The 26,483-nt window shown below is 40.6% G+C and carries 22 protein-coding genes and 1 tRNA gene; 8 read left to right on the top strand and 15 right to left on the bottom strand.

All coding sequences use genetic code 11. The annotated features are described in order from the left end of the window. Nucleotides 1-9 precede the first annotated feature (9 nt). The gene (locus HY817_04575) at nt 10-1,776 is read left to right on the top strand and encodes a hypothetical protein (protein MBI4836505.1); all 1,767 of its coding nucleotides are present in this window, start codon (nt 10-12) and stop codon (nt 1,774-1,776) included. A gap of 53 nt (nt 1,777-1,829) precedes the next feature. Beyond that, complete coding sequence (locus HY817_04570) at nt 1,830-3,485, top strand: NAD(P)/FAD-dependent oxidoreductase (GenBank protein MBI4836504.1); 1,656 nt, start codon at nt 1,830-1,832, stop codon at nt 3,483-3,485. A 104-nt stretch (nt 3,486-3,589) separates the two neighbouring features. Here HY817_04570 and HY817_04565 read toward each other — a convergent pair whose 3' ends face one another. Then, complete coding sequence (locus tag HY817_04565) at nt 3,590-4,873, bottom strand: FAD-dependent oxidoreductase (GenBank protein MBI4836503.1); 1,284 nt, start codon at nt 4,871-4,873, stop codon at nt 3,590-3,592. Between the two features lie 126 nt (nt 4,874-4,999). On the opposite strand from HY817_04565, the gene HY817_04560 reads away from it, so the two are divergent. Further along, nucleotides 5,000-5,515: a hypothetical protein gene (locus tag HY817_04560; protein MBI4836502.1), complete on the top strand. Its 516-nt coding sequence runs from the start codon at nt 5,000-5,002 to the stop codon at nt 5,513-5,515. A 283-nt stretch (nt 5,516-5,798) separates the two neighbouring features. Here HY817_04560 and HY817_04555 read toward each other — a convergent pair. After that, nucleotides 5,799-5,873: transfer RNA gene (locus tag HY817_04555), tRNA-Glu, on the bottom strand. Between the two features lie 445 nt (nt 5,874-6,318). Then, nucleotides 6,319-6,957 (bottom strand): VTT domain-containing protein, encoded by a 639-nt coding sequence (locus HY817_04550; GenBank protein MBI4836501.1) that lies wholly within the window; start codon nt 6,955-6,957, stop codon nt 6,319-6,321. 260 nt (nt 6,958-7,217) lie between these two features. On the opposite strand from HY817_04550, the gene typA reads away from it, so the two are divergent. Then, nucleotides 7,218-9,023: a translational GTPase TypA gene (gene typA / locus HY817_04545; GenBank protein MBI4836500.1), complete on the top strand. Its 1,806-nt coding sequence runs from the start codon at nt 7,218-7,220 to the stop codon at nt 9,021-9,023. 10 nt (nt 9,024-9,033) lie between these two features. Here the strand turns inward: typA and HY817_04540 are convergent, their stop codons facing one another. Both HY817_04540 and HY817_04535 read right to left on the bottom strand, forming a co-directional pair. Beyond that, nucleotides 9,034-10,260: a hypothetical protein gene (locus HY817_04540; GenBank protein MBI4836499.1), complete on the bottom strand. Its 1,227-nt coding sequence runs from the start codon at nt 10,258-10,260 to the stop codon at nt 9,034-9,036. Nucleotides 10,261-10,319: 59 nt separating this feature from the next. After that, a complete protein-coding gene (locus HY817_04535) occupies nt 10,320-10,901 on the bottom strand; it encodes a hypothetical protein (protein MBI4836498.1) in 582 nt (193 codons plus the stop codon). A 232-nt stretch (nt 10,902-11,133) separates the two neighbouring features. Here HY817_04535 and HY817_04530 point away from each other — a divergent pair, with 232 nt between their 5' ends. Next, nucleotides 11,134-11,661, top strand: coding sequence for a 50S ribosomal protein L10 (locus HY817_04530; GenBank protein ID MBI4836497.1), 528 nt, complete (start codon nt 11,134-11,136; stop codon nt 11,659-11,661). Between the two features lie 36 nt (nt 11,662-11,697). Next, nucleotides 11,698-12,105 carry a 50S ribosomal protein L7/L12 gene (gene rplL, locus HY817_04525; GenBank protein ID MBI4836496.1) on the top strand — a complete coding sequence of 136 codons (408 nt, stop codon included), beginning with the start codon at nt 11,698-11,700 and terminating at the stop codon, nt 12,103-12,105. Nucleotides 12,106-12,237: 132 nt separating this feature from the next. Here rplL and HY817_04520 read toward each other — a convergent pair whose 3' ends face one another. The 9 genes from HY817_04520 to HY817_04480 all read right to left on the bottom strand — a co-directional run bounded on the left by HY817_04520 (nt 12,238) and on the right by HY817_04480 (nt 17,917). Then, nucleotides 12,238-12,795: a hypothetical protein gene (locus tag HY817_04520; GenBank protein MBI4836495.1), complete on the bottom strand. Its 558-nt coding sequence runs from the start codon at nt 12,793-12,795 to the stop codon at nt 12,238-12,240. A 17-nt stretch (nt 12,796-12,812) separates the two neighbouring features. Continuing rightward, nucleotides 12,813-13,313: a YajQ family cyclic di-GMP-binding protein gene (locus HY817_04515; GenBank protein ID MBI4836494.1), complete on the bottom strand. Its 501-nt coding sequence runs from the start codon at nt 13,311-13,313 to the stop codon at nt 12,813-12,815. 55 nt (nt 13,314-13,368) lie between these two features. Continuing rightward, nucleotides 13,369-13,812, bottom strand: a complete 444-nt coding sequence (locus tag HY817_04510) for a hypothetical protein (GenBank protein MBI4836493.1) — start codon at nt 13,810-13,812, stop codon at nt 13,369-13,371. A 6-nt stretch (nt 13,813-13,818) separates the two neighbouring features. Next, on the bottom strand, nt 13,819-14,208 hold the full coding sequence (locus HY817_04505; GenBank protein MBI4836492.1) for a hypothetical protein: 390 nt from the start codon (nt 14,206-14,208) through the stop codon (nt 13,819-13,821). 11 nt (nt 14,209-14,219) lie between these two features. Then, nucleotides 14,220-14,525: a KH domain-containing protein gene (locus HY817_04500; GenBank protein MBI4836491.1), complete on the bottom strand. Its 306-nt coding sequence runs from the start codon at nt 14,523-14,525 to the stop codon at nt 14,220-14,222. A 10-nt stretch (nt 14,526-14,535) separates the two neighbouring features. Next, nucleotides 14,536-14,769 (bottom strand): 30S ribosomal protein S16, encoded by a 234-nt coding sequence (gene rpsP / locus HY817_04495; GenBank protein ID MBI4836490.1) that lies wholly within the window; start codon nt 14,767-14,769, stop codon nt 14,536-14,538. 199 nt (nt 14,770-14,968) lie between these two features. Next, a complete protein-coding gene (gene lspA, locus HY817_04490; GenBank protein ID MBI4836489.1) occupies nt 14,969-15,364 on the bottom strand; it encodes a signal peptidase II in 396 nt (131 codons plus the stop codon). Continuing rightward, the gene (locus tag HY817_04485; GenBank protein MBI4836488.1) at nt 15,361-17,532 is read right to left on the bottom strand and encodes a hypothetical protein; all 2,172 of its coding nucleotides are present in this window, start codon (nt 17,530-17,532) and stop codon (nt 15,361-15,363) included. The genes lspA and HY817_04485 overlap by 4 nt, the downstream gene beginning before the upstream one ends. Nucleotides 17,533-17,548: 16 nt before the next feature. Beyond that, entirely contained in the window at nt 17,549-17,917 is a 369-nt protein-coding gene (locus HY817_04480; GenBank protein ID MBI4836487.1) for a hypothetical protein, read from the bottom strand. A 103-nt stretch (nt 17,918-18,020) separates the two neighbouring features. Here HY817_04480 and HY817_04475 point away from each other — a divergent pair, with 103 nt between their 5' ends. Then, complete coding sequence (locus HY817_04475; GenBank protein ID MBI4836486.1) at nt 18,021-19,475, top strand: cysteine--tRNA ligase; 1,455 nt, start codon at nt 18,021-18,023, stop codon at nt 19,473-19,475. A 176-nt stretch (nt 19,476-19,651) separates the two neighbouring features. Then, nucleotides 19,652-21,145, top strand: coding sequence for a methionine--tRNA ligase (locus tag HY817_04470; GenBank protein MBI4836485.1), 1,494 nt, complete (start codon nt 19,652-19,654; stop codon nt 21,143-21,145). 179 nt (nt 21,146-21,324) lie between these two features. Here the strand turns inward: HY817_04470 and HY817_04465 are convergent, their stop codons facing one another. Then, the gene (locus tag HY817_04465) at nt 21,325-26,445 is read right to left on the bottom strand and encodes a hypothetical protein (GenBank protein MBI4836484.1); all 5,121 of its coding nucleotides are present in this window, start codon (nt 26,443-26,445) and stop codon (nt 21,325-21,327) included. Nucleotides 26,446-26,483: the final 38 nt, after the last annotated feature.

Raw genomic sequence — 26,483 nt, 5'->3', positions numbered from 1 at the left:
TAGCTTTTTATGTCTTTCCGTTATTGGGAAAGATTGGCGCAAAAAAATCAACTATTACGTTGGGGGATTTTCCCAGGTAGATATTTTTATATCGCTGACTTTTTTGAGGCTGCATATTTGTACTTCCCTCAATATGCACAGGTGGCATGGCCTATGTCACTCACTTTATTTTATGAAGAGAAAATGTTGGTTGTATTGGATCGTGATCGTTTAGGGGAAATTGGCAGCAAGCCATTTGTGAAGTGGCTATTAGATAAAGATAAAAGAGCACTATTGCTGCAATCTTGTCAGCAAGCGTATCAACAACTTAGCGAACAGTTTCAGCAAGGGGAGTTTGCTAAACTTACTCAATTGTCAGCAAAGGAATTAGCTACATTTGGTGGAAGTTTCTATCAAAGAATTGTCCAGTTTTGGTTGCCTACTATTATAGTAGAGCTAGCTAATTATGGTGGTTGGTGGTTATTACAAAGGTCTTTCTCTGAGAAGCAAAGCAAAACTATTCCTTGGTTAGAGCTAATCGCTTTGGAATATACAACCTTTTATCAAAGAGAGGAGCTAGAATTATTGCACACCAATGATTTAAATAACCATCAACAGCGCTACTTTTGGTTACAAAACAACTATTTTGGTACGCGAATTCTTTCCGAAGACTTTTTTGCTAAGCGAAAAAGTTTGCTTAGTCCTGATTTGATCACGCAACAACAGCAGTATTTGCAGCGAGCCCATAATGCTAAGCAAAGGGTTATTAGAGGCTTAGCATTGTCAGGAGATACGGTGGCTATTAGTGAGAGTTTGAGTTATGGCTTGTGGCTACAAGAAGAACGTAAGCAATATATTTTGCAATTGCAGCACTATAAAGAACTTTTTTTAAATGCAGTACGCCAGCATTATTCACTACCCAATACTCTTAGTATGGCGGAAGTAATTCAGGTATTACAACAAAACAAGGTTCCAAATAGAAATATGTCATTTGCGATTCAGGCGACTACCGGCAAAATACGGACTTTGTCAGTATCAGAAACAGTACGTGCTTGGAATATGTTGTTAACAACCGCCAATAACTGTACTCAAGTGGGCCTTTATGCTCAGGTATTGCTGGCTGATACCAGAGGCAACTTGTGTGGACCGGTTATTATCTTCAATCCCACAAGAGATTACTCGATACTCTCTAGAGCAATAGTAATTATCAAAGGCACTGATATTGAATACTTGTCTCGATTGGCAAATGCCCGAGCGATTATTATTGAAGGTAGTCAGTCAGTAACCCATGATTTATTAGCAGTATTTGCGCGTATATATTGTCACTTTACTGCCAATAAACCAGCCCTACTGATGATTGACGACATTACACAACATCTAGTAGAAGGCGATTGGTTACAGGTGAATACCAATTCTGGTGAATTGCGTACCTGTTCTACTAAAGAGTTGCGAGGAACAGTAGCTTCTCATGGGGGAAAAGATGAAGTGGTGGGGGGCGTGATCGTCTTTGATCAGGCTGCAGCAATGATTGATCCGCGATTGTTGAAAGATAAAGTTGTGGTAGTTACTGCTCTTACCATGGAAAATGTTTTTCTTTGCCGTTGGGCTACGTGCATCTTAAGTGAAAGTGGTGGCATCACTTCTCATGGAGCAATTGTTTGTCGAGAACTTGGCATTCCCTGTTTGGTTGGAATGAAAAATGTAACTATGCTGTTATCTACCGGACAGGTGGTGGCAATAGATTTGAAGCAAGGTAGTATATACTTTAAGGAAACATTGAGAGATTGTGTTTCCTGATCAATTGATAGCTGCCAGGGCCAATGTTATCATCCCTCCGATAATTTTAGACCATGGCCAAAAAATCTAGTACTAGTGCTCTTACTAAAGAACAACATCTTGCCCAAGATAAGCGGTATGCTGAAGGGCATGTATATGATTATGTAATTATTGGTACTGGTAGTTCAGCTTTAACTGTGGGAGCACTTTTAGCTAATGCGGGATATAAAATATGTATGCTGGAGGCTCATGATATTCCGGGGGGCTATTGTCAGACCTTTCGCACCGGAGATTATCACTTTTGTGCTCAAGTTCACTATATTTGGGGCTGTGGACCAGGAGGGAAAATTTATGAGTTTTTAAAACGCATTGGTTTGGAACAAGACATCACTTTCGAGCTTTACGATAAATCTGGTTATGATCATATGGTGATGCCGGATGGTAAACGGGTGAAAATACCTTATGGTTGGGATAATTTAATTGATAGTGTAAGTGCTGCTTATCCTGACCAGCAAGAGCCCATGAAAAAGTTTATTGCCGTAATCCAAAAGTTACGAGCTGAATTTCACCATTTTCCTGATCGAAAATTGGTATGGACAGATTATCTTAAAGCTTATCGTTATCCCACTATCATCAAATACCGAAAGGCGACTTTACAGGATTTGTATAATGAAGTTGGTTTGAGCAAAGAAGCGCAAGCAGTACTTTGTGCTAATGCGGGAGACTTTATGCTTCCTCCTGAACGTTTGTCGCTGTTTTCTTATCTCGGTTTGTTCGGTGGCTATAATACTGGAGCTTATTATCCTACAAAACATTTCAAATACTATGTTGCTCGTTTGGCACAATTCATCACTGATCATGACGGCTGCCATATCTATTATGAGACGCCGGTAAATAAAGTTACGACAGAAAATGACCAGGTGATTAGTGTAGAAACTGCCAATGGCAAAATCTTCACTGGCAAAAAGTATATTTGTAATGGTGATCCCCAAACCATGTCCAAACTGATTGGTTGGGACAAATTTCCCGCTCAAGAGCAGAAAAAACTTTCTTATGAATATTCTCCGGCTGGAGTAGTAATTTATCTTGGTCTTGATGATCAGATAGATTTACGCAACCACGGATTCGGCTCATTTAATATTTGGCATTTAGAGCAGTGGGATATGAATAAAATGTGGAAAGAGATGGGAGAAGTCAATTTCACTGCTCCATGGATATTTATGTCTACCCCAACACTGCATACCAAAGAAGGCGGCACCACACCTAGTGCTAAACAGCAAATTTTGGAAATAGCGGCTTATACTGAATATCAACCATTCAAAGAAGCGCAAAAGCGTAGTTATGCTGAATATGCGAAGCTAAAAATGCGGATAGCAGATCGTATGATGCAAATCGTGGAAGAAAAGTATATTCCCGGTTTAAGTAAACATGTAGTGGTGAAAACTATTGGCACCTCAACTACTAATGAAGACTTTGTCTTATCACCATTTGGTAATGCCTATGGTTCTAATATGACGACGGCACAAGTGTCAGGGCAGCGCTTAAAAGCAACCACGCCCTTCAATAACTTTTTCTGGTGCAATGCTTCAAGCGGTTGGGCGGGTATGTATGGCACGGTGGCTACGGGCATGAGTCTTTATATGGATTTAACAGGGGATAGATTTTATCAAAATGATCGTTCACCTACTGATGAAGAGGCGGTTAAGGCAATTCTGAATTCTGAGTGCTGAATTCTGAATTGAGGCAGGAGGCTACACCGCTTTTTTCAATAAAATTGAAAAAGTTATACATCATTGTTTGCTCAACAACTTTCGTTCCACTGTCCATTCAGCATTCAGCTTTCTGCATTCAGAATTAACTGCGCTGTTCTTTTCCCTCCCCTTAAAGCTCCTTCTGTCCATAAGGAATTCACGTAGTCGCCGCAAAAATAGATATTCTGTTCTCCTTGGCCGCTCGCTAAAAATGATTGCACTATTTTTAGATAACCCGGATAGAATTTAGGCATAGCTTCAGGCCAACGTTCCAAGTCATGATTTTGTAGTTGTTCTGCTGAATTAAACCAGGGACAAATACGCAGTAATTCAGGTTTGATGAGAGAAAATATTTCCTCATTACTCTTTTCTAGCAAACTTTTGGCAAAGTCTTCGTGTAGCCAAACACACAGTAAGGCGTCTTTCTCATTAGCTAGTTCTTCTCCTTTCATCGCTTCGTTTACAAAACCTGATATTTGCCTACTTTCTATATAGGGTGACCATATTACAGCGATATCGGGTAGCAATTTTCGGGGAACACGATAGGCCACACTGATTGAAGTGGCATATTTAGCGGCAGCTAAAACTTTTTCTTGTGCTAGTGTTGGGTTTTGATAAAGTTTGTTAGTAGTGGTTGCTGTGGTAGCCATCACCACACAATCAAATGCTTCTTGATCGACTAAGCAGTGATCTTTGTGTGCTGTCACTTTTTGAATATGATGCTGCATCTTGATGGTTAACTTTTTAGCTAAGGCATTTGGTAGCGCTTGCATACCGCCTTTTGTTCGATACAACTCCCATTTGGGCTGGCCAACTTTTAATGAATTAATAATGCCTAACATGGCTGCGATACTGATTTCTGTAGCACGGTGAAATTGATACGTACTGCAGAAGCTGTCTACCAAGTAATCAGCAGCTTTTTTCCCGATGCGTCTTCGCATTACATCATAAGCACTGATAGAATCATCCCATTGAGCTAATTTGCTGAGATCGAAGAAATCGCTATCCATTTTTGGTGTACGCCAATATTGTACAGCAAGCCGTAGCTTGGCAAACCAGCTGATGGCTTCATCTCGGCTGACAATACTGCCTCGATGCACTATTCCATATTTAAGAAAGCGCATTTTTTCCCATTCAATACCCAACTCCTTACAATATTCTTTTATATGATCATACCAATCACAGAGATGATCAGCGCCAAGATCAAAGACAAAACCATCTTTTGTCCGTGAACTCATACGGCCCCCGACTTGGCTGTTTTTTTCATAAACAACAACATCTGCTCCAGCCTTTTGTAATTCATATGCGCATGCTAAGCCTGCGATCCCAGCTCCGATAACGGCAATACGTTTTTTCTGAAAATTCATAATAATTCTTTATCCTGCTGCATCATTCTACAATTACTTAGTATTGGCAATATAGCTTGAGATAGGCTTACTCCTCCTTTTGTGGTATATTCCAACTTCATTTTTCTATATATTTATTTCTCTAACATGTCATTAGAAAAATCAGCAGAAAACTTTGTTGATGAGGTGTTGGCCGATCTGGAGAGCTTTATTGCTTCTGGTATGGGGCGGCCGAGCAAATATGCTGATTGTGTCAAAGAGAGAACAGATGAGGCGGTGGTTATTATTGTCACACAAGTAAGAGAAGAATTCTCTTTCTCCGTTACGGCAGAAAAGTTATCTCGGTTGTTAGCAATGCTTCATTATTTAATAGATTTAGATCCAGCACAAAATATTCCTCGTGCTTTATATTCGATGGTTAAGAGAATATTACTGGCAGTGCATGTTGACACGACTCACTCTGATCAAGTGAAAGTTTATAAAGAATTGTTTTTTTGTATTTGGGGCAGACAACGTAAGTTGTTTGGGAACGGAATTATTAATGAAATTCGTTGGGCATTAAGGTACGGAACCACCTGCGCCAACGTGAACGGGGTTCCAAGTGATTTGCCTGCAATGGAATGGGTTGCTTTCATTAGAGCATACTGTGAGGCTAAAAGATAAAGCACATTGGGTGTATTGGTTATAAATTTTTTTCAATGATCTGTGCTGAAGAAGCAGGAATGAAAAACAGACCTTGACGTGTGAAAACCTCATAAGATCATAGCGATTGAAGAAGCTAAAGGCTAGAAATAAAACAATTCCTTGATCCCAATTCCTCTATCCTTGAGCTCGCTAAAGACAGCTAACTCAAAGGAAAAAGGAGGAGTGCCACATACAAAAAAAGCTCCCAGGAATGAGGAACGAGGAATAAGACTTCGCTCGCCTGGAAAAGTGCGAGCTCGTATGGTAGCCCCACGGGGAATCGAACCCCGATTTGCGCCTTGAGAAGGCGACGTCCTAACCGTTAGACGATGAGGCCACAAAAAGCAGCGCTATATTACGAAAGAAGCTATTAAAAGTAAACACACGCGGAGGGAATCTAGAAGCTAAAATCTAGAATTTGCATTGGGGTTCAGAAGAGTGAAGCTAAGTTAAGACGAATCACGTCAATGAAAGATGACAAATTAGCCTAGTCAGTAACCCCATCCCCATTGTCATACAAAACTAGATTTAGTATCCAGTAGCGACAATAGTGCTGCAACGTGATATGTGATTTTGAGGGTTATATTGTCCCTGCTGGGTCCCGGATCTGAGTCCGGGAAGACAGTGTGAGGGAAGTTGTTTATAAGCTTACTTGTCATCTTTTGTTGCCGATGAATCTGCTTCGGGTTTTTCTTCTGCAGTTTTTTTACTCTCAATAATTTGTACCAATATCTCTTGTAACTGAAGAATCTTTTGATTAGAGCTTGACTCCTAAGGTGTTCCTAAGAATGCTTTTTTCTTTTCCAATAGCTCCAAGCTATTAGGGCCGCTACTGCTACAAATATGCCAATTTGAACTAACGATTCAGTTTGGTCGAATTGGCCGACAATATTAGAAAATACTTGGACACCGCTATAGCCGAAGTAGAGGAAAATGAGGTTGCGAGGAATATTGCCTAGGAATGTGCCTAATAAATAGACTTTTATGTCTAATTTAATTACGCCACAGGCAATAGAAACGGGGGCACTGGGGATAATCGGTAAAGCTCTAATAGCGGTGAGGACAAAGATATCGCGATGGCCTTTGTGAAAACGGCTACCGAAACTTTCGATATGACTATGAGTGATGCCAAAAAATTTACCCCATTTTTTCAAAATAATATCTTCAGCTTTGTCACCCAAATAATATAAAACCCAGCCTCCTAAAGCTTTGCCCACTGCGCCAATCAATGCCAACCAAATGAGACTGATCATTGGCAAGCCTTGGCTTACGGCTACTGAGCCTGCCAAAGTTAATAATGAAGGTGAGGGGATGGGGGCAATTACTTCCTCAATCAGAGCACCCAAAAAGATGAATAAGGTAAGGGGGACTTTATCTGCTAATGCTTCTAACCAATGAACAATTTGAATAAATAAATGCACAAAAAAGTCTAAGGCTTTCCATTATTAGCATGAAAGCCCCTTGCGGGGAATTACAAATTACGAATTACAAATTACGAATGAAGGGAAATGTATTTTGGTATGAGGCTTAAGATCATTAGGGTATTTCTTCATAAGAAAGTTTTTAACAGTTTTACTATTAGAGTTGTTAATTTGATGTTTGTCAATGTTTGTGTTAAATTTACAAATTCCCATAAATCGTCTAGGTTGACTGGGCAATATTTCCTTTCCTTTGTTTCTTTATGTTGTCTCTTCGCAATATCGCAGTTATCGCTCACGTGGATCATGGCAAAACTACTCTTGTGGATGCCTTACTTAGGCAAACACATTCACTGAAAGAAAAAGAGGGGGAAGAGCAAAAGCAAATTATGGACTCCAATGATTTGGAGCGCGAACGTGGTATTACTATTTTTGCTAAAAATGCTTCGTTTGAATATAAAGGAAGCAAAATCAACTTGGTAGATACCCCTGGGCATGCTGACTTCGGTGGTGAAGTGGAACGCACTTTGCGTATGGTCGATGGCGCTTTGCTTTTGGTAGACGCCAAGGAAGGACCAATGCCGCAAACGCGTTTTGTCTTGAAGAAATCCTTGGAGCTTGGTCATAAGGTGATTGTGGTGATAAATAAAATCGATAAAAAAGATGTTCGTATTGATTGGGTAGTAAATAAGACTTTTGATCTTTTTGTTGAATTGGGTGCTACTGATGAACAAGCAGATTTTCCTATTGTTTATGCTGCCGGTGCTCTCGGTAAAGCTGGTCCTACTCAAGATCTGAATAGTATGGAAAATATTGTTCCTCTTTTGGATACTATTATTAGCGTAATTCCCGAAGGTAGCCGAGATGAGAAAAGTCCATTACAAGCTTTAGTGTTTGCTTTAAAATATGATAGTTACAAAGGCCAATTAGGTATTTGTAAGCTTTATCGCGGTCAGGTGAAAAAAGGGCAAGATGTTTTGCATATGAAGCGTGATGGTACTACTCAAAAGGCTCGTCTTGCTGAAGTTTTGGTATATGAAGGTTTGGGTATGAAAAATGCTGATATTGCTTATGCTGGCGATATTGTAGTGCTTGCTGGTATGGAAGGATTGAAAATTGGCGACACTATTGCTGATAAGGATCAACCAGAAGCTTTGCCAGTAATTCAAGTGGAAGAACCGACAGTGAAAATGATGTTTTCAGTAAATACTAGTCCTTTTGCTGGTAAAGAGGGAGATTTTGTTACTACTCGTCAGATTCGGGAACGTCTGTATCGTGAACTAATGACCGATATGGCCTTGCGTGTCGATGACACAGGGTCTGCTGATCAATGGATTGTATCCGGAAGAGGAGAATTGCATCTTTCTATTCTCTTGGAGACTATGCGTCGTGAAGGCTATGAGGTGCAAGTGTCCAAGCCTGAAGTTATCTTCAAAGAAGAAAATGGCCAAAAGTTAGAACCTTATGAAGAAATTACTTGTGAAGTGCCCAAAGAATTTTCAGGCACAGTAATCGAAAAAATGGGTAAGAGAAAAGCAGAAATGACTGATATGCAAAGTGAAGGGGATAGGGTGATTATGGTATTTACTATTCCTACGCGTGGTTTTATTGGATTCCGTAGTGAATTTCTTACTGATACCAAAGGTCAAGGTATTATGAATACCGTGCTATTGGGCTATCGTCCTTATGCTGGTGATATTCAAGCCATGCCTCATGGATCATTGATTGCCTTTGAAACTGGAGAGACTACTCCGTATGCTCTTTTTGCTATTCAGGATCGTGGAGATCTGTTCATTGGTCCCAATGTGCAAGTATATGCAGGTATGGTTATTGGTCGCAATGCTAAACCATTGGATATGGAAGTAAATGCTTGTCGTGCCAAAAAGCTTACCAATATGCGTGCTTCAGGTAATGATGAAAATGTTATTTTGACTCCAGCAAAAAATATGAGCTTAGAGCAATCACTAGAATATATTAGTGAAGATGAATTGGTGGAAATCACTCCTCAAAGTATCCGTATTCGTAAAATGGTTTTGGATCAGAATGCGAGGAAGAGATCACAACGATAATTTTCTTAGTTTATGCAGTCGTTCTATTCTTAGGACGTGGGGCTAATGCCTTTATTATTCCTAAGCGAAACGTTTCTCTTTGCCCATCATCAATTTTTAAGGTGTCTGCCAGGACTGTGGCTAATTCATCATTCATTCCTGGTGTCCATGCAGCTAATTGACGATATAAAAGAGTCTTTTCAATACTCCCCGTTTCGACTTGGCTAATAAGTGCTGCTATTTCTATTTCTATATCAGTTTTTCTTTTCTGGTAACTTGTTTGGTGATCTGTTTTAAGTGTGGTGATTTTTTTATTTGCCCTTTGATCATTAGAGAAGTTAACATAGGTCACTGGATCCTCAGCATCGATGCCCAAGAATCCTTCTAGATGTCGCCGGATAGCTATTAACAGGTCGTTAATCTCGGTGTGGAACACTTTAAGAGCTTGTAGTGTGGTTCTTTCATCACTAAAATCATAGCTTAGTACTCTCCTTTTAATTTGAGTATGTGCTCTAGATATGGGGCCGGCAAAAGCAGAGACAACATGTTGTACCGCAGGGCCAATACTTCTATCGCGACAGAGACCTTTTAGGTGAATCCAGAGAGTGAGTAAACTATAAAATGAATCAATAACTGCTCTTAGCTGTTGAGGAATATCTATTACAAATTGAGGAAGAATGTCATTATTATGAGGGCGTGCTAAGTAAGTTGTGGCTATTCTGTAATTATCTTTTGCGACTATTTCGGTACGCATTTTTCCCCAATCAGCTTTTAATGCCTCAATAGCCTCTTCAAGTAGGCGTTGATGGGCAAAACTTTGCTCAGGATCTAATAATTCTATTATTTGACCACGATAGTGACTATAGATTCCTGAACGTATATGCAGAACCGCTGCCAAACTTCCTTCCATGTTATTTTCAAAATGAATCCTCGGCTGTGTTAAAACCGTGTCTGTTACTAGGCCAGCATGAACAAGTTCTATCACTGCCATTCTGGCGATTCCTTTGGGGAGAGCTTTAACATTTTTTGTCGTATCTGCATCAATGCGGACTTCTGTCAGTGTTTTATCAATAGCTCTGCGTATAGCCGCTTCTGTGCGAATTACTTCTGGACTAATTGCATTGCCCACAAGCGCTCGAATATGCTTAGTCAGTTGATTTCTGCTAGTTAACTCTTGTGGTCGGGGGCCGCCAAATTGAGCAACTAAAAGATTGTTTTCTCTGCGTTCATAATTTGGCGCTGCCGCCTTTTTTGGCATAATTATTGGTGGTTCTCTAGCTGTAATTATGCCATAATCTGTGGCTTTGGCAAATATTGTTATTTTTTCAAGCCCATTCTTTCTAGTAAAGCTTGATGTTCTTTATGGCCAAGCAGGGGTTGGTCCCTTATTGAACGATGAAGTCGTGGATGTCTTGAATAAAGTGAGGCATGCTGAGGTACTATCGATAGATGATAGGCCAAGGTGTCTTGGAGTAAGCCTCTAACCATTTCTCTTTGAGCTGTTATATGTTGTTCGAGTTTCTGGATCAAATCTCTGATTATTTCCTCAACACTATTTAATACAGTTGAGACTCTTGGTGTTATTTCGGTTGGTCTTCTATGTTTCCATCTTTGAGGACTTTGTAATAATCCACTAATCACTGTTCGTAATTCAGAGGCAAGTTGCGCAGTTAGCTTAGTTACCCGATGATGAGGAAACTCCATGGTAACTTCTCTTTGTTTTCGTCTGTGACGTTCAGCCATGGCCATTTCACGAAGTGTTTGAGCTTCCATTATGGCAGCTGATCGCGCTAAAGTAGTAATGGCAAAGTTGACGGTGCCAGGAATGTATACCTTCGTTTTTGGTGCAGTGTCGTGGGCGTCTTCACTTTCCTCAAGTAGAGTGCTAGGAGCTGGCATGAACGGTAATTTAATAAGGCCCTATATTGACAGAAAATAAAAGTATTTGCTATGGTTGCAATGTCGTAGATAGTAGGCGAGCCGAACCTAAATTCGGTAATAAGTCCCACTGAGACATACAACAAGCAAATAAGCAACTTCTCCCCCTGCGACCCCTTAATGGTACAGGGACCTGCCCAAACGCTTTGTGTCATCTACGATACAAAGTTTCTTTTTTATTTACCTTTAATCTATGGCTGTCTCCAAGGCACAAAAGGTGGAAACACTAGCCAAGCTCAATGATCGCTACAAGCGAAGTGCTGCTTGCGTGTTTGTCAATTTTCAGGGGATGACTGTGGATGATACGGTAAAACTTCGTAAGTTTTTGGTTACAAACGGCATTGATTATCAAATCGCTAAGAAAACCTTGATGCGCCTGATGGCCCAAGAAGGTAAAGTAGCTGATTTTGATGAAGCTAAGCTTAATGGCTCTATTGGTATTGCTTTTGGCTATACCGATGAAGTTACTTTGGCCAAGGCGATCAAAAGTCAGAGCAAACAATTTGAAGCTTTGAAAATCGTTGCTGGTATTGTGAACGGAAAAATGGTTGAAGGAACAGTAATCAATACACTGGCTAGTTTACCAAGTCGCGAAGAGCTCTTGGCAAAATTGGTTGGCACTATGCTTTCACCTTTACGTGGTTTTGTCGGTTCATTACAAAGTCCTATCTCTGGTTTCGTTCGTGCTCTTAATGCTTATTCTCAAAAGAAAACTGCATAGAGTGGTTCTTATATTTATTACTAATTTTTTAATTTTATGGCAGAAGTTGATACTTCAAAACTCGGTGGTGATGCTCAAAAGATTCTTGAGCTGGTAGAAAAGCTTTCAATCGTTGAGCTTGCTGATCTTGTGAAAGTAATGGAAGAAAAGTTTGGTGTTAGTGCTGCTGCTCCAATGATGATGGCAGCTCAGCCAGGAGTTGGTGGTGGTGCGGGAGCTGCTGCTGAAGAGAAAAGCACAGTTAATGTAATGTTGACTAATGCTGGTGCTCAAAAGATCAATGTAATCAAGGTAATCCGTGAAATTACAGGTCTTGGTCTAGCTGAGGCAAAAGGCTTGGTAGATAGTGCGCCAAAGGCAGTGAAAGAAGGTGTGAAGCCTGAAGAGGGTGAAGAACTTAAGAAAAAGCTTGAGGCTGTAGGAGCAACAGTGGAGTTGAAATAAGCTGTTGTTGCTTGGTTGCTAAATAAAAGGTCATTGGACTTAATCTGTCTAATGACCTTTTCTAATTATAGATTCTAATGAATCATTTGTCTCCCTGCATGCAATTTAGATTCTATAATTTAGATTTTAGATTTACATCCTGGTTAGTACCATAGCAGCCTGACGGTCGGCTACGTTGAAATTCAGGGTTAATGTATTGCCTGCACATTGGTAAGTAAGGGCACTTTGTTGGCCAATAAACATGCCGCTCATATCAATAGGAGCATTAGTAAATGGTTGGCCATTGATTGTCACTGATTCAACTCTGGTAGTACCGGTACCATCGCTAGTTAATTGTAATTGCCCAGGAGCTACTTCACTATAAGTACCATTGGTGCCACCAACCATTTTCATTTCCATGGTTTGATCACCAATGTTGCTTTTCACTACCATACTGCCGGTTTCTTGAGTGAAGCGACCATTATTGAAGCTCATTTGCATGGAACCGCTAGTAACTGTTGGCTGCATAGTGATGATCACGCCCCGCATGTAGTTTGTTAAACTGTCAGCTGATGCTAACCATGTACCCTGAGGACATGTGCCACCTGCTAATGGGCCTGTATTACTACTTGGCATTGAGTTGTTGGTACAACCTACTAGCAATACTAATGAGGCAATACCGATCATGGTGGAACGAATTGCTTTGATCATAATAAAAAAGTTAGTTATTAACGATAATTGGTAAACTGTAAGGCTGTTTGTAATTCCTCTTCTTTGCCGCGCAAATTGCTAATAATTGTTTGTAGTTCGTCCTTGTCTTTGGAGCTTACACGTACCGATTCTCCCATAATTTGGCTTTTGGCTTTAGGAAAATGATCGCGAATATGAGCAGTAATCTTTTTGGCGATTTCTTGTTTTAATCCCTTTTTGAGCACAATTACTTTTCTCACTTGGGCGTTTTGTGCTGGTTCTACCTTTTTGCTCAGATCGAGAATCTTTAATGAGATACCGCGTTTTACTAATTTTTGTTGTAATACCTCAATAACTGATTGCAATTTAAATTCATCAGTTGTGGTTACTTTGATCTCCTCTTTCTCATGGGTAATTTCTACTGGGATTCCTTTGAAATCAAAACGCGTGACAAATTCCCTTCTTGCTTGGTCTAAAGCATTGGTGAGCTCTTGTTCATTATATTCAGAGACAATGTCGAAAGAGTATAAATCAGCCATGAAAATTTCAAATTACGGATCTTGATTGCACTAAAGGGATAAAAAGAAGAAATGATTAAGTAAAGCGGAAATTTAGTAGATTATTGATAATGTCTAGGATATGAGCAAAGTTGACGTAATTTACTAAATCTAGATTGAAGATACGGCTGATGAAATTGATAATACTCACTGAAAGAATCGTGATGACCAAACCAATGATAGCGTATTTGATCGTATTGGTTGCGGTTTTTACTTTATCCTCTTTGCCACCAGAAATAATGTATTGCAGGCCCCCCCATAACAAGTACACAATGGCTAAAAAACCAGCGAGAATAATCGCGTATGCTACTAGCTCATTAATAATGACTTTAATGTCAGTATTTCCGGGCGTGAGATTTAAATCGTACACATTGAGCCTTGTGCCAGTACCGTCTGTTCCTGGCAAACGAGGAGTAAAAGCGTCAGAAGACTCTGTGCTAGAACCTGGGGCCATTAATTCTAATAAATAGGGAAGACGCATAGTGATTTAAAGAGAGCTGGAAGTAAAAATACTGTTAACTGTGGCAATAATACCGTCAAAGCTAAGGTAGTTTACTAATTGTAAATTGAATACGCGACCAACTAAATTGATAATAGTGATAGAAAGAATAGTGACAACTAAGCCGATCAGGGCATAACGAATACTGTGCATAGCACTTTTCACCTTATCCTCTTTACCGCCAGAAACAATAAAACGAATGCCGCCCCAGAGCATAAAAATAATAGATAAGAAACCGGCAGCCAAAATAGCTAGAGCAATACCTTTGTTGACTAACTCTAGCACTGAATAGCCACTATCAGAAACAGAAAGATCTACTGCTCGCAAATTAATTGAATTGCCAGTAGTACTGCCAGCTTGAACTAAATAATGCCACATAGGGATTGAGGTTAAACTTTTTCATCATCAAGACTAATTGATGTCTCAGTATTGCGCTCAGTATCAACAATTTTCATGTTTACATGAGCGTTTTCTTTGGCACCAATTACTCTGAGAAGGACACGCAATGCATTAGCTGTTTTACCATTTTTACCAATAATCGTACCCATGTCTTTAGCATCTACCACTACAGTAAGTAGCACGCCCAACTGATCAATTGTTCGGGTAACCTGCACCATGTCAGGAAAATCCACAATTGCCTTCAGGATGTACTCAAGAAAGGCAAGATCTGAAGGAACTTTTTCTTCACCAGTCATAGTGGTGTGTTTAAGAGGCGCGCTTAACTAAATCAGCAACAGTTTCAGTAGGTTGAGCTCCTTGTTTGACCCAATATTGATAGCGAGGAATATCAATAATTAACTTTTTTGGTTTTTCGGTAGGTAAATAGTTACCGAGTACCTCAATATAATTACTTTGAGGAGCAGCTGTATGTTCAGTAACGACAATGCGGTAGCGAGGCTGATTAGGACGACCTACACGGGCTAAACGGATACGCAACACAAAATAAGAGTTAAATGTTTACAGGGCGAGTATAGGTGATATGTGCTGAGACAGCAAGGGCAACGCGAAATGGGAAATCTAAAATCTAGAAGCTAAAATCTAAATTAGCTCAGAAGGCACAGCTCAAAGCTCACAGTTGCGTTTGCTGTGTAAACCATTGAAGCATGCTCCTCCCTGCATGCAATTGAGATTCTATAATCTAGATTTTAGATTTTCTGCTCTGTCCTCCAATTAACAAGATTACTCCTATAGTTATTGCTGCATCAGCTACATTGAAAGTTGGCCAATAGGGGATTTTGATAAAGTCGATTACTGCGCCATGTAATAAGCGGTCTATAATATTGCCAATTGCGCCTCCGATTATCATGCCGAAAGCTATATTGTTGAGATTGCTTTTGGTTTTCTGTTGGCAGAAAAAAATACCAAATCCCATGATGACTACTATACTTGTTATCAAGGCAAGGGTGTTATTAAGTGGCAGACTAAAGGCAATGCCACTATTCATGCTATACGGTAGCTGATAATGAAGTACCAATTGCTTACTAATTTGATCGCCTAAAATAATTGCCAAAGTACTAAGGATAACTATTTTCATGGGGATGTCGGTGTGTGTGGGATCCTTCTTATTCGTTTTACCAAACTTTCTGCCAAATTGGGATCAATGCCAATAATATTTTCTGCTGCTTGCAAGAGGACAGTGGAATCGGTTACTACAATACCATTTTCTGTCCGTACAATACCTGCAAATGCATGGTTTGGTGTCTGGGCCAAAAATATTCTTGATGGTTTATTTGGTGGGACATGGGGCTCGACAATATTTTTTATTTGTTCTAAGCCACGCTCTTGGACTCTTAGGGTTGCCTCATGTTCTACTAATTCAGTGCCATAGGGAGGACAAGGGGCGGCTTTTGTGCCGGCTGCTAAATTTTTGTAAGTTACTGCTGCCCGCATACCAGTTTCTTCCTGTGCTTGGGAAAGTGCTTCAAGCAAAGGATCGTCACTGATATGTATCACTGAACCTTCACTCCATTTTGGTACAGCGGTGAGCGGGATGAACAGTCTAAATTCGTCACCACCATGACTGTCACTAATAAGGTTCTCTGGTTCTTGCCCTAAACATTTTGCCAGCAATTTTTTAATATGAGCAATCTTCCTATAGTAGGCGACAGTTACTTCATCTCCACTATGTGCTGTGGCCTTTCTCAGAATGGATTTTACTTGTGCTGCCACATTGGTGTCAGTATCAAGAAGTTTTTTGATAGCACTATATTCTCTTGGTAATTGTAGCCCGGTACTTTCTAATTCATGGATGATTTGCCAGAATACTCTTTCAAATGAGTGTCTATTTCTGATACCCATCCCGATATCATCAAAAATAATATAATAACCATGATTTGATGATGTTGCTTTAGCATGAAAAGCAGCTTCGGATAAATCTCCGGTTGGTTTGTGATGCTCCAAGGCGAGCCTTCTTAACTCCTGAAGATTATTACTACCAACTGCTGCTGATTTTTCCTGAATATGTTTTTCCCAGGCAGTGTGATCAGTCCAAGGACGAATAATATCAAAGCGATCAATATTTTGATAATATGCTTTTAAGATTGCTACTGCGGTACTTTCAGGAACGACCTTTTCTACCTCATTTTTGCGTAAGGCTGTAATAACGAAGTCTTTCATGTTCCAGCCTTCCTGTCCGTGGTCCAAATACTTTGCTTGTAGTTCAGGCGGCATTTCTTCGAGAGCATCTTTTACGCGAAGTATATCAACAATTATTCCTGCCAGATCATAAGTGGTGCCACACTTTTCTCTCCTTTCGGTTGCTTGTTTTCCATTAAATCTTCTTTGTTCATGCATGCGAGCAGTAACTACACTTTCGGCATCAGCTGCTAGGCGATCATTAAAGCCGGTGGTATCTTTTGGGGCTGAATCAATAACATTGGAAATGCCAAAGCTTAAGGTGAGCTCTTTTTCACTTCCCTTATCAAGCCAATCTTTCAATGCAGCTATTTTTTTCTCATTATTTGTTCTTGCTAAGCTGCCAGGATATGAACTAGCTCGACTTAAAGATTTTTCTAGAACTGTTTTTTTTGCTGTTATTAGCTCGCGTAATTTTGTTTGTACTAAGATTTCCACTTCTTGTATCACGTAATCTAATACACTCATTTGATCTAGAGTGACTGGTGGAACAAGAAGTACACGATCGTTATCGGCATGAGGATATTGTGATCCTTGGGGAGGTGGTGGAAGTCGACTGGTAGGAGTCTTGGCAGTTTTTTCTTGATTAGGGTCAAAGAAAAAAACATCCATGCGATAATTACTTACTACTTTATTTTGATTATTGTTTTTAGTTAATCCGTAGCGAGCTAATAATAATTCTACCATTGTCTGTCGGAACCGGATTAGCTCATTGGTATCTGCGGCACCCAAGAGATTGTCATTGAGATGTTTAATACTAGTTGCTTTGCTGCCACCATGATTAATGACAACTAGGCTGCAGCCTTGGGGGATTGTGGCCAAGCGTAAATATTGATCTTCTTGGATAGCTGTCTCTAATTCATCTATATTGTTTGTTGTTCTTAATCGATCATAGAGATTAATTTTTTCAGCAATGGTTCTGAGGCTTTCTGTTCTGGCATCTTTGGGCATATCCAAACTAGAAAGAACTTCACGAATAGCGCCAGGTGGTAACTCTGGTGGTGGGCGTGTGTCCATTGCTGCGGAACCTGGCAATATTGCTGGTCTGCCTTTATTTGGAGTGTTCATGATAGATACAACATATTTATTTTATGGCAGCTGCGGCTTGTGTTCTTGCCAATCTTATCCTCAATGGCAATAGGAAGGGATGAATAGTGGTGAGTTCGATGCCTAATAGTTGTGAAGTGTCTTCAACGGTCGTTATATCAGCCTCTGCTGCCATTTTTTGCTCGATATCAATACAAGCATTATTGAGGCAAAGTGCTAGATAGTTTAAAAATACTGTTTTGTATCCATTGATATCTTTCAATTGGGCTTGAGCCAAAGTGGTTTGGGCATATAAGTCCATTGCTGCTATTTTTTCAGGAGTGTAACCAGCTTCTCTGAGCTGTTGACTAATAATGTCTAAAGTCGATGGATCGGTAGAAGGGCTGTCAGGAGAGTTTCTATCCATAATATATGAATTATTGGGTAACGCTATCATAGCAATAGTCATGCGGTTTTCATATGGTTTTTCTGGGCAATATTGATTACTATGCTGCTGTTATACTTTCTTTATGCCATTTTTCCTTTACGACACTTTGACGAAACAAAAGCGGGAGTTTAAACCGCTACATGACAATGAAGTAAAACTCTATACTTGTGGACTGACAGTTTATAATTTCGGTCATATCGGTAATTTTTCTAATTATATTTCTGGAGATTTCTTGAAACGTTATTTACAGAAGGTGTGTGGCTATAAAGTCATTCATGTCCGGAACATTACTGATGTTGGTCATCTAGTGAATGATGCTGATAGCGGTGAGGACAAAATGCTCAAAGGGGCTCGGGAGCAAAATATGGATCCGTGGCAATTGGCTAAATTCTATACCGAAGCATTTTGGCATGATTGTGAGAAGGTCGGTTTGAGCAAACCAGATTATGAGCCCAAGGCAACTGAGCATATTCAGGGAATGATTGAGATGATTGCTAAATTGATTGAGAAGGGATTTGCTTATCAAGCTACAGATGGTGTGTATTTTTCTGTTGAAGCCTTTCCTCATTATGGTGAATTGTCAGGTAATAAAGTGGCGGATTTGATCGCTGGTGCTCGGGTAGAAATCAACGAACACAAAAAGCATCCTGCAGATTTTGCTTTATGGAAAACGGATCAACCTAATCATGCAATGCAATGGGATAGTCCCTGGGGAAAAGGGTATCCCGGCTGGCATATTGAATGTAGTGCAATGAGTACCCAATATTTGGGTGAACAATTAGATATTCATACAGGTGGGGAAGATAATATTTTCCCTCATCATGAATGTGAAATTGCTCAGACTGAAGGAGTTACTGGTAAACAGTTTGTTAACTTTTGGTTTCATAAACGACATCTTTTAGTTGATGGGCAAAAGATGTCTAAGTCAAAGGGAAATTTTTACACTTTGGCTGATTTGCATCAAAAGTGGATAGCAAGGGGATTTTTAGGAACGATTGAAGAATCAAGTCAACTATTTAAGTTTTTAGTATTGTCATCTCACTATCGCTCAAAATTAGATTTTAGTTTTGAGGCTCTCACTGCAGCAGCTAAGTCTTGGGAACGAATTGCTGAAGTGGTGAGACGCTTGCAAAGCTCCTCCACAAGTGAAGAGATCAAGGGGATTAGAGTGGAATTGGAAAAATATGCTATGCATTTTTTTCAAGCACTGGAAGATGATTTGAATACTCCCAATGCTTTGGCTGCGGTATTTGAATATTGTGCTGTGATCAATACTGCTTTAGATAAGGAAGGAATTTCTCTGGTAGAGAAGGAACATGCCGAAAACTTTTTTCATACGGTGATTGACTTGTTCAATATACAGATAGACTTTACTAAGCTGCCGCTTGAAGCTGGTAAGCTGATTGAAGCCAGAAAAGTAGCGAGAGAAAATAAAGACTTTGGCCAATCTGATCAATTGCGTGATGAGCTGCTGAAGATGGGAGTGGAAGTGAAAGATGGAAAGGATGGGATGGTGTGGAGGAGATGCCTTATTTAAATCTAAAATCTAGAAGCTAAAATCTAAATTAACTCAAGAGACACAACTCAGGGCTCATAGTTGCGTTTGCTGTATCAACCATTGAGGCATGCGCCTTTCTGCATTCGATTGAGATGCTATAATCTAGATTCTAGATTTTCCTTATGCTACTTTACTGGCGCTTAAGGCTTTTTATTATGGCAGACAAAAGACCAGTACAGATTATGACTTCCATTGCCTATGTGAATGGAGCTCCTCATGTCGGGCATGCTTTGGAGTATGTACAAGCAGATATTTATGCACGGTATTACCGGATGCGTGGCCATGATGTCTATTTTTTGACTGGTACTGATGAGCATGGGAGTAAAATATATAAAGCGGCGAAGGACAATAGCATGGGACCCCAAGATTTTGCCGATATGAACAGCCAGAAATTCCGTATTTTTTCCGAGCATCTCAATATGAGCTTTGATGACTTTATTCGTACTACGGATCAAAAAAGACATTGGCCGGCAGTAATAAAAATATGGAATCTTTTGCAGGCTGCTGGTTTGTTGGAGAAGCGTATGTATGAGGGGATATATTGTATGGGTTGTGAAGCTTTCAAAACTGAAAAAGATTTAATCAATGGTATCTGTCCAGATCATCCGACCACACCGATTCAGAAAATAGCGGAAGAAAATTATTTCTTTTTGTTGAGTAAATTCACTTCTGAAATCAGAACGTTGCTGCAAGAAAAAGTTATCCATCTTCTTCCCGAACATCGTGCTAATGAAATTCTTGCTATGATGAAGGATGGTTTGCTGGATGTCAGCTTCTCCCGTGCTAAAGAGGTGTTACCCTGGGGAGTTCCAGTTCCCAATGATGATTCTCAAGTGATGTATGTTTGGTGTGATGCTTTAACTAACTATATCTCTGCCTGTGGCTTTGCTGAAGAGAGTGACACTTATAAAAAATATTGGGCTAATTCTGATTCGAGACGGATTCATTTTGTGGGCAAAGATATCCTGAGATTTCATGCTACTATCTGGCCTGGCATGCTCCTGGCTGCAAAGATTCCGTTGCCAACAGATATTCGTGTTCATGGCTACATTTCTTCTAATGGTCAGCGCATGAGTAAGTCTACAGGTAATGTAGTTGATCCTGAAGAGTATATTAGCGAATTTGGTGCTGACGCTTTGCGTTACTATTTGGCAAGAGAGATTCCTGCTTCAGAAGATGGGGATTTTACTCGTGCTCGTTTTATTGAGCTTTATAATGGTGAATTGGCTAATAATCTTGGTAATTTAGTGCAAAGAGTAGTGGCAATGGCCATAAAAAATGAAATAATGGTTGATATGAATGTTCCGGTATTGGCCAATGTTGCTGAGTTTGATAGAGCATTGGATCAACATTTAGAGAAATTTGAAATTCATCAAGCGGTGAATATGATGATGAAACATTTCAAATCTTTCAATCAATGGATAGATGAAAAAAAACCTTGGGAATTGGCCAAGACTGACAAGACTGCCGTAGCACAGGTATTGAGTCAAATGTTGAATACTATTCGTGCGATGATTCCTTATGTGGAAATATTTTTGCCTGATACAGCAAAAAAAATACGATTGAAACTTGGTTTAAATCCAGACGGTAGTGGCGAGATCAAACCACAAGTGACAGAAGGGCTATTTATGACGAAGAAAGACAATTGAAGTCAGAGGTCAGAAGGCAGAATTCAGAAGTTAAATCGTTCTAAACTTCTGCCCTCTGCCATCAGACTTCATTTCCCCGCTTGCTTTCTGCTCAATAAAAATTTAGCATCTTAAAAAGGTCCTTAAGCATTTATCTGCCTAAGAACCTTTTTACTTGTCTAATTAATTAAACTCTACTTCTACTTTCTCTTTCTGCGGCGAGTAGCGACGAAGTAGGTGGCGCTGCCTAGCATACTAGTGGCAGCAATGGCGATTAGGCCTGCTGGTCCAGTGGTTGGCAACTCTACGAAGGCTGTAGCACATTCTCCGGTATGGAGACATGCTGTGTTTGGTGCTACAGATACTACTCTTTGGTTCCGGTCTGGTTCACCAGTAGCAGTGTAAGTAATAGTGATTTGGCCACGTGCTGGGATAGTGATGACCATACCTTCTGGTCTATCGATTGAGCCGGTATAGGCACCAGTCACTTGGAGTGAACCTGGGTTAAATCTCACACGACCACCATTTTGACCAGGTACGGTACCAGCATTGAGACTAATAGTATCAGTCAATGTTCTTACGGCATCAGTAGCATTGGGATTGCTTACTACAATAGTGTAGTTCACGATTTCACCACGCTTCACTTCACGACGATTGACATCTTTGGTGATACCTAATGGTTGATCTGGTTCTGGTGGTCTTTCACGTTCAGGACAGATTACTTCTACTTGAGCATCATCTTCGTCACGAATACGAACACCAGGAGTGTCTGAGCGTAAGGTCGCTGTATTATCTACAGTGAGGTTTTCACAGCGATCAGCACTTGGCAAATCGACACGGACACGATAGGTGATACGGATTTCGTCCTCAGCTGTGACGTCTTCACAACGGATACCATCTTCATCATCCATTTCTCCTTCACAATCAGCATCATCGGTACGGATACGGGTGCTATTGCGGATATAAGTAAAGGTCACACCATTCTCTTCTAGAGTACCATTATCATTGATGTCATCAGTGATTTCCAAAATCAAATCGTTGATTTCATCATTGCTGCTATTGCGTGGTTCGACAACGATAGTATAAGTAACTTCATCTCCATCACGAGCTCTAGTAGGGCTAGCAGTTTTGGTGATACGGTAATCAGCATCAGGAGTCTCAGTACCACGAACGAAAACAGTGGCAGGATTGTTTACTGCTGGTGGATTGGTTGCTGTAGTAGCAGGTGTAGCAGTAGCGGTATTACGGTTTGAAGCGCTTAAGCTAGTACCAGTATTATTGGCTGTTGCTGTGTAGGTAAGCGTTGCAGATTGGCCCGCGGCAAGATCAAATGCTCGAGTTGCCAAGTCACTGATAGCAGTGAGAGTACAAGGAGTAGCACAAGGCGCTGCTGGGGTAGTTAGGCGAATATTCCTGATATTAGTTACGTTTGGTAACAAGGTGGTGTTAGCAATATTATCGCTCAACACAATTGCTGTAACTGTTGAGGCGTTACCAGCTGGAGCGCGAACAGTAATGACATAATTCAATGCGTCTCCACTATTTACTGTTACTGCTGTGTCATCAGTATCTGCTTCTTGACCATTTACTGTTTTAGAAATAGTGATAACAGAATTTCTTACGATAATTGTAGCAGGGTCTTCTCTGAATTGTGGGTTTCGAGGATTACTTGGAGTAGGTGTAGCACGTGCAATATTTCTGTTAAATGTACCACCAGCAGTGTATCTAGCTGTAGCGGTGTAAGTCAGTATTGCTTCTTGATTGGGTGCTAGATCAAAAGCTCGACTAGCTAGATCGGCAATACCGCCACTTAAAGTACAGGTTACCGCACAAGGTGCCCCTGGTGTGGTTAATCGTACATTCGTGATACCAGTTACATTAGGTAATGTGGTGATAGTATCAGTAAGAATAATGCCGGTTACTGGCGCATTGTTTGCAGCTGGAGTACTTACGCGAACGCGATAGTTCAAGGCTGCTCCATTCACTGTTTGTACTGCTGCTTGGGGACCAGTTAATGTTGCTTCATTAGCATCCTGGCCATTAACAGTTTTTTGGATATTAATTACCAATGGATTGGTCTCAGTACGAGGACGATCCTGATGGAAAGCTAAATCTCTACCACCATCGACACAAGCTCCTGTGGTAGTGGTCGGAGGCACACATACTTCTACTTCATTACGATAGTATTGGGAAGTAGTCACCGCACCTGGGTTCACTCGGACACTATAGTAGAAGGCAAGTGTTTCACCAGTGGTTAAAGTAGGAACGCGGAAGCGGAGAATATTGGTAGTGCTATTATTGCTCAGGTACACTACTTTTCTGGTATCTGGAGTCACTGCTGTTTCACTAGTAGCGCTATTGACTACACGAGTTTCCAGTGAGCTACCAACACCTTCTTGCACAGTTTGTGGTTGTACTACAGTGCCATCACGCAGGTAGAAGCGATCTTGTAGAATCAGATCAGTAAGGTTGGTAGTGCCAGTATTTTGTACTGTTACCCGATAATAAACTGTATAGGCAGTGCTACGTGCTCTTTCGCCAAAGTCTACACCTGGTTGAGTTTGGGCATCATCGAATGAACTTGGGTTAGTGCCACTGATCGGAGTGGTTGAGACAAACTTTCTTACTGTTGGTGGAGGAGGGGTCGCACAACTGTTTCTATTTACAGTGGTATTATTGGTAGGATTAGGAATGAGCTCTTGGAAAGATCCTACAACTGTTGATGAGAATAATGCTCTAAATTGGTTAGGTGAGACAAAGTAAGTGCCCGCAGGTGTTCCTGGTTCGGCGGTTACTCCAGCAAAAGTAGTGACAGGAGCAATATTACTTTGATCTATGGCTGCTAATACTAAGGCATAATTTCTAGCAACAGCTGGGGGTGTGCCAACTGGAGTACATACACTGCGCATTCTCCAACGAATACGAATTACTTGACCAGGAGCAAAAGGAAGATCACTAGTGATAGCTGGAGAACGCATTTCGTTACCAGCAAAAGCAATAATTCTCGTGCTGTCATTGTAAACTGCATCGGTAAGAGTAATTAACCCGCCTGAAGGACAATCAGCAACAGCTCTGGCATCAGCAATGTTTTGACAAACTTCACTGCGAATCGTACCGCTAAACAATTGCATTTCTGGTGGCAGGCGATCAGCAAAGAAAACATGAGGTAAATCCTCAGTCCCATTATTTTCAATCAGCACAGCATATTCAACTAGGCCATCTTCATTACCAGTAATAGTGGTAGATGTGGCACTAGTACTAAATGTTTCAGTAGAAACAGGGCTGGTACGGCGAACATATTTACCAATTCTAATGCCTGGTGTGCCTGGTTGGTCCTCACATTCATTTAATTGTACTTGTGTGTCATTGGTTGCAAAGGTGAACTGAGGCAATAAAGACGCTCCTGTTGGGAACATATCAGCCCAATCATTTTGATCGATATTAGGATTGTCACTGGCTGAGGTAAAACCTGATATGGTCACTACTTGCGCTTGAACACCATTCGATGAGGCGGTAGTAATACCATAATTGTGAGCAATTGGAGGATTGCTTGCACTACATGCAGTAGTCATTCTCCAACGGATGCGAACAACTTGTCCGTTAGTTCCAGTGCCATTGACAATATAATCAGGATCACGGGCTAAAGGTTGTGCTGTGCTAACACGCATGGTGTTTGAATCGATTGCAATGGTAGTGTTGCTAGCTGTCAAAGGAATACTGGTAGCTGCTACATTACATGGTTGTGCAGTATAGGCCCAAGCCAAATCCACACAGACTGCTATTTCACCAGCGAGGCTGCTGGGTCCAGAAAAAACTGGAGTCATTTCTGGTGGCAGTAGATCACCGAAGCTAATATTGTCAATATCAACGTTACCGGTATTTTGTAAAATTACTTGGTATTCTACTTCACCAGTACTATTACCTTCGATGGTGGTACTAATAGGTCCGGCAGTAGTAAATTGTTCCTCATTAGGTTGTATTCTACGTACGGATTTGCTGGTTGAAAGTCGTGGAGTAGCGGCAACTGCATCTAGATCCACGCCGACATAACGAACAAATTCAGTAGACCCATACCACTCACCATCAAATTCACTGCCATTCAGTACTGGTGGAGCATAGGCATTACAAGTTACATTAGCCATGTTAGCATTTGTTTCTGCACATGCGCTTACTAAAAAACGTTGGTTTGGATCATCACGCAGTGCGGGGTCACTACTTCGTCCACTACTTATTCTTGCTCCTTGGGTTCCACCAAGATTAGCAAGACCATTTTGGTCAGTAATGTGAGATTGATTGAGATCAGGGTCTACCAATTCACGTAATGCTGCAGCAGGAAACTCAATTTGCTGATTAGGATTGCTGCTGTCAGTAATGTAAGGATTATCAATAAATGCGCTTCGAGCGACAAAGGTTAACGGAGTACTTGCATTGTTGCGTATTCTTGCTAGATCTGAGATTTGATTAAAACTAGCATTGAATCCTAGACATGGGTCGGTGAAATTTTGTAAATCAAGATTATATGCATTATCAGCTCGTAAACGATTGATAATAGCTGCTTGGCCACCACTATTTGGTATAGCTACACTGGGAATGGAAAAGTGCATGCGAGTATTAGTAGCTCGCGCGCTTAGATTTGTCCCGTTGAGATTGCTTCTTGGATCTGAGGTTGTTGGATTTAATGCTGTTGAGGCATTGTTATGAACATAAGCTTGAAAGGAAATATCAGCATCTGTTCCTAAGGTACTATCAGTAATAGTTACTAGATCTTTTGCCCCATTGGTTCCATCGACTACTCCTTCGGTTGGATAATATGCTTTCCCGCCAACATAATTTCTTTCTACTTCACCTGCAAGTGCGGCATCACTATTGGCACTATCGAAGAATTGTAAAGGTGGGTTTTGTGGATCATTGGTCCATTCATTACGATAATTATTGAAAGATGAATAAGGCAATCCATCTGGGAAATAATGGAGATTATCAGCTTCATCAAGATGATTGTTGGGATTAGACAAATCACAAGTATAAACATGACCAGCAGTAATATCACTAGGACGAATACGAAAAGCTTGGGTCGATTCGCCAGCGTTATCTGGCCGTACATCAGCGTTCACACTACGACTAACACCTGTGGCATGAGGAAATCCGAGCGTGCCTCTATCAGATGGACCAAATGTGGTATCCGGTTTCCAATCACCAGCAGCTGCCATAGTGGTCAGGCTATCCGTCGGTGAGGGGATAAGAGCAAACACTGAAAGTGCTAGAACGCTGAGAGAGATCCCTCTCTTAAGGAAGTTAGTCATGTCGTGATGATAAAATTTCATATAAAAGTAACATCTTAGTTGATAATAGTCAATATTGT

The organism is Candidatus Abawacabacteria bacterium (genome assembly GCA_016207805.1).
Taxonomy (GTDB): Bacteria; Patescibacteriota; Gracilibacteria; order RBG-16-42-10; family RBG-16-42-10; genus JACQZO01.
The sequence above is the reverse complement of the archived record's forward strand: the minus strand, read 5'-3'. Positions and strand labels throughout refer to the sequence as shown.

Coding starts and splice junctions, on each gene's coding strand:
- HY817_04575 (MBI4836505.1), top strand. CDS start 10: ATGTCTTTCCGTTATTGGGAAAGATTGGCGCAAAAAAATCAACTATTA.
- HY817_04570 (MBI4836504.1), top strand. CDS start 1,830: ATGGCCAAAAAATCTAGTACTAGTGCTCTTACTAAAGAACAACATCTT.
- HY817_04565 (MBI4836503.1), bottom strand. CDS start 4,873: ATGAATTTTCAGAAAAAACGTATTGCCGTTATCGGAGCTGGGATCGCA.
- HY817_04560 (MBI4836502.1), top strand. CDS start 5,000: ATGTCATTAGAAAAATCAGCAGAAAACTTTGTTGATGAGGTGTTGGCC.
- typA (MBI4836500.1), top strand. CDS start 7,218: ATGTTGTCTCTTCGCAATATCGCAGTTATCGCTCACGTGGATCATGGC.
- HY817_04540 (MBI4836499.1), bottom strand. CDS start 10,260: ATGCCAAAAAAGGCGGCAGCGCCAAATTATGAACGCAGAGAAAACAAT.
- HY817_04535 (MBI4836498.1), bottom strand. CDS start 10,901: ATGCCAGCTCCTAGCACTCTACTTGAGGAAAGTGAAGACGCCCACGAC.
- HY817_04530 (MBI4836497.1), top strand. CDS start 11,134: ATGGCTGTCTCCAAGGCACAAAAGGTGGAAACACTAGCCAAGCTCAAT.
- rplL (MBI4836496.1), top strand. CDS start 11,698: ATGGCAGAAGTTGATACTTCAAAACTCGGTGGTGATGCTCAAAAGATT.
- HY817_04520 (MBI4836495.1), bottom strand. CDS start 12,795: ATGATCAAAGCAATTCGTTCCACCATGATCGGTATTGCCTCATTAGTA.
- HY817_04515 (MBI4836494.1), bottom strand. CDS start 13,313: ATGGCTGATTTATACTCTTTCGACATTGTCTCTGAATATAATGAACAA.
- HY817_04510 (MBI4836493.1), bottom strand. CDS start 13,812: ATGCGTCTTCCCTATTTATTAGAATTAATGGCCCCAGGTTCTAGCACA.
- HY817_04505 (MBI4836492.1), bottom strand. CDS start 14,208: ATGTGGCATTATTTAGTTCAAGCTGGCAGTACTACTGGCAATTCAATT.
- HY817_04500 (MBI4836491.1), bottom strand. CDS start 14,525: ATGACTGGTGAAGAAAAAGTTCCTTCAGATCTTGCCTTTCTTGAGTAC.
- lspA (MBI4836489.1), bottom strand. CDS start 15,364: ATGAAAATAGTTATCCTTAGTACTTTGGCAATTATTTTAGGCGATCAA.
- HY817_04485 (MBI4836488.1), bottom strand. CDS start 17,532: ATGAACACTCCAAATAAAGGCAGACCAGCAATATTGCCAGGTTCCGCA.
- HY817_04480 (MBI4836487.1), bottom strand. CDS start 17,917: ATGGATAGAAACTCTCCTGACAGCCCTTCTACCGATCCATCGACTTTA.
- HY817_04475 (MBI4836486.1), top strand. CDS start 18,021: ATGCCATTTTTCCTTTACGACACTTTGACGAAACAAAAGCGGGAGTTT.
- HY817_04470 (MBI4836485.1), top strand. CDS start 19,652: ATGGCAGACAAAAGACCAGTACAGATTATGACTTCCATTGCCTATGTG.
- HY817_04465 (MBI4836484.1), bottom strand. CDS start 26,445: ATGAAATTTTATCATCACGACATGACTAACTTCCTTAAGAGAGGGATC.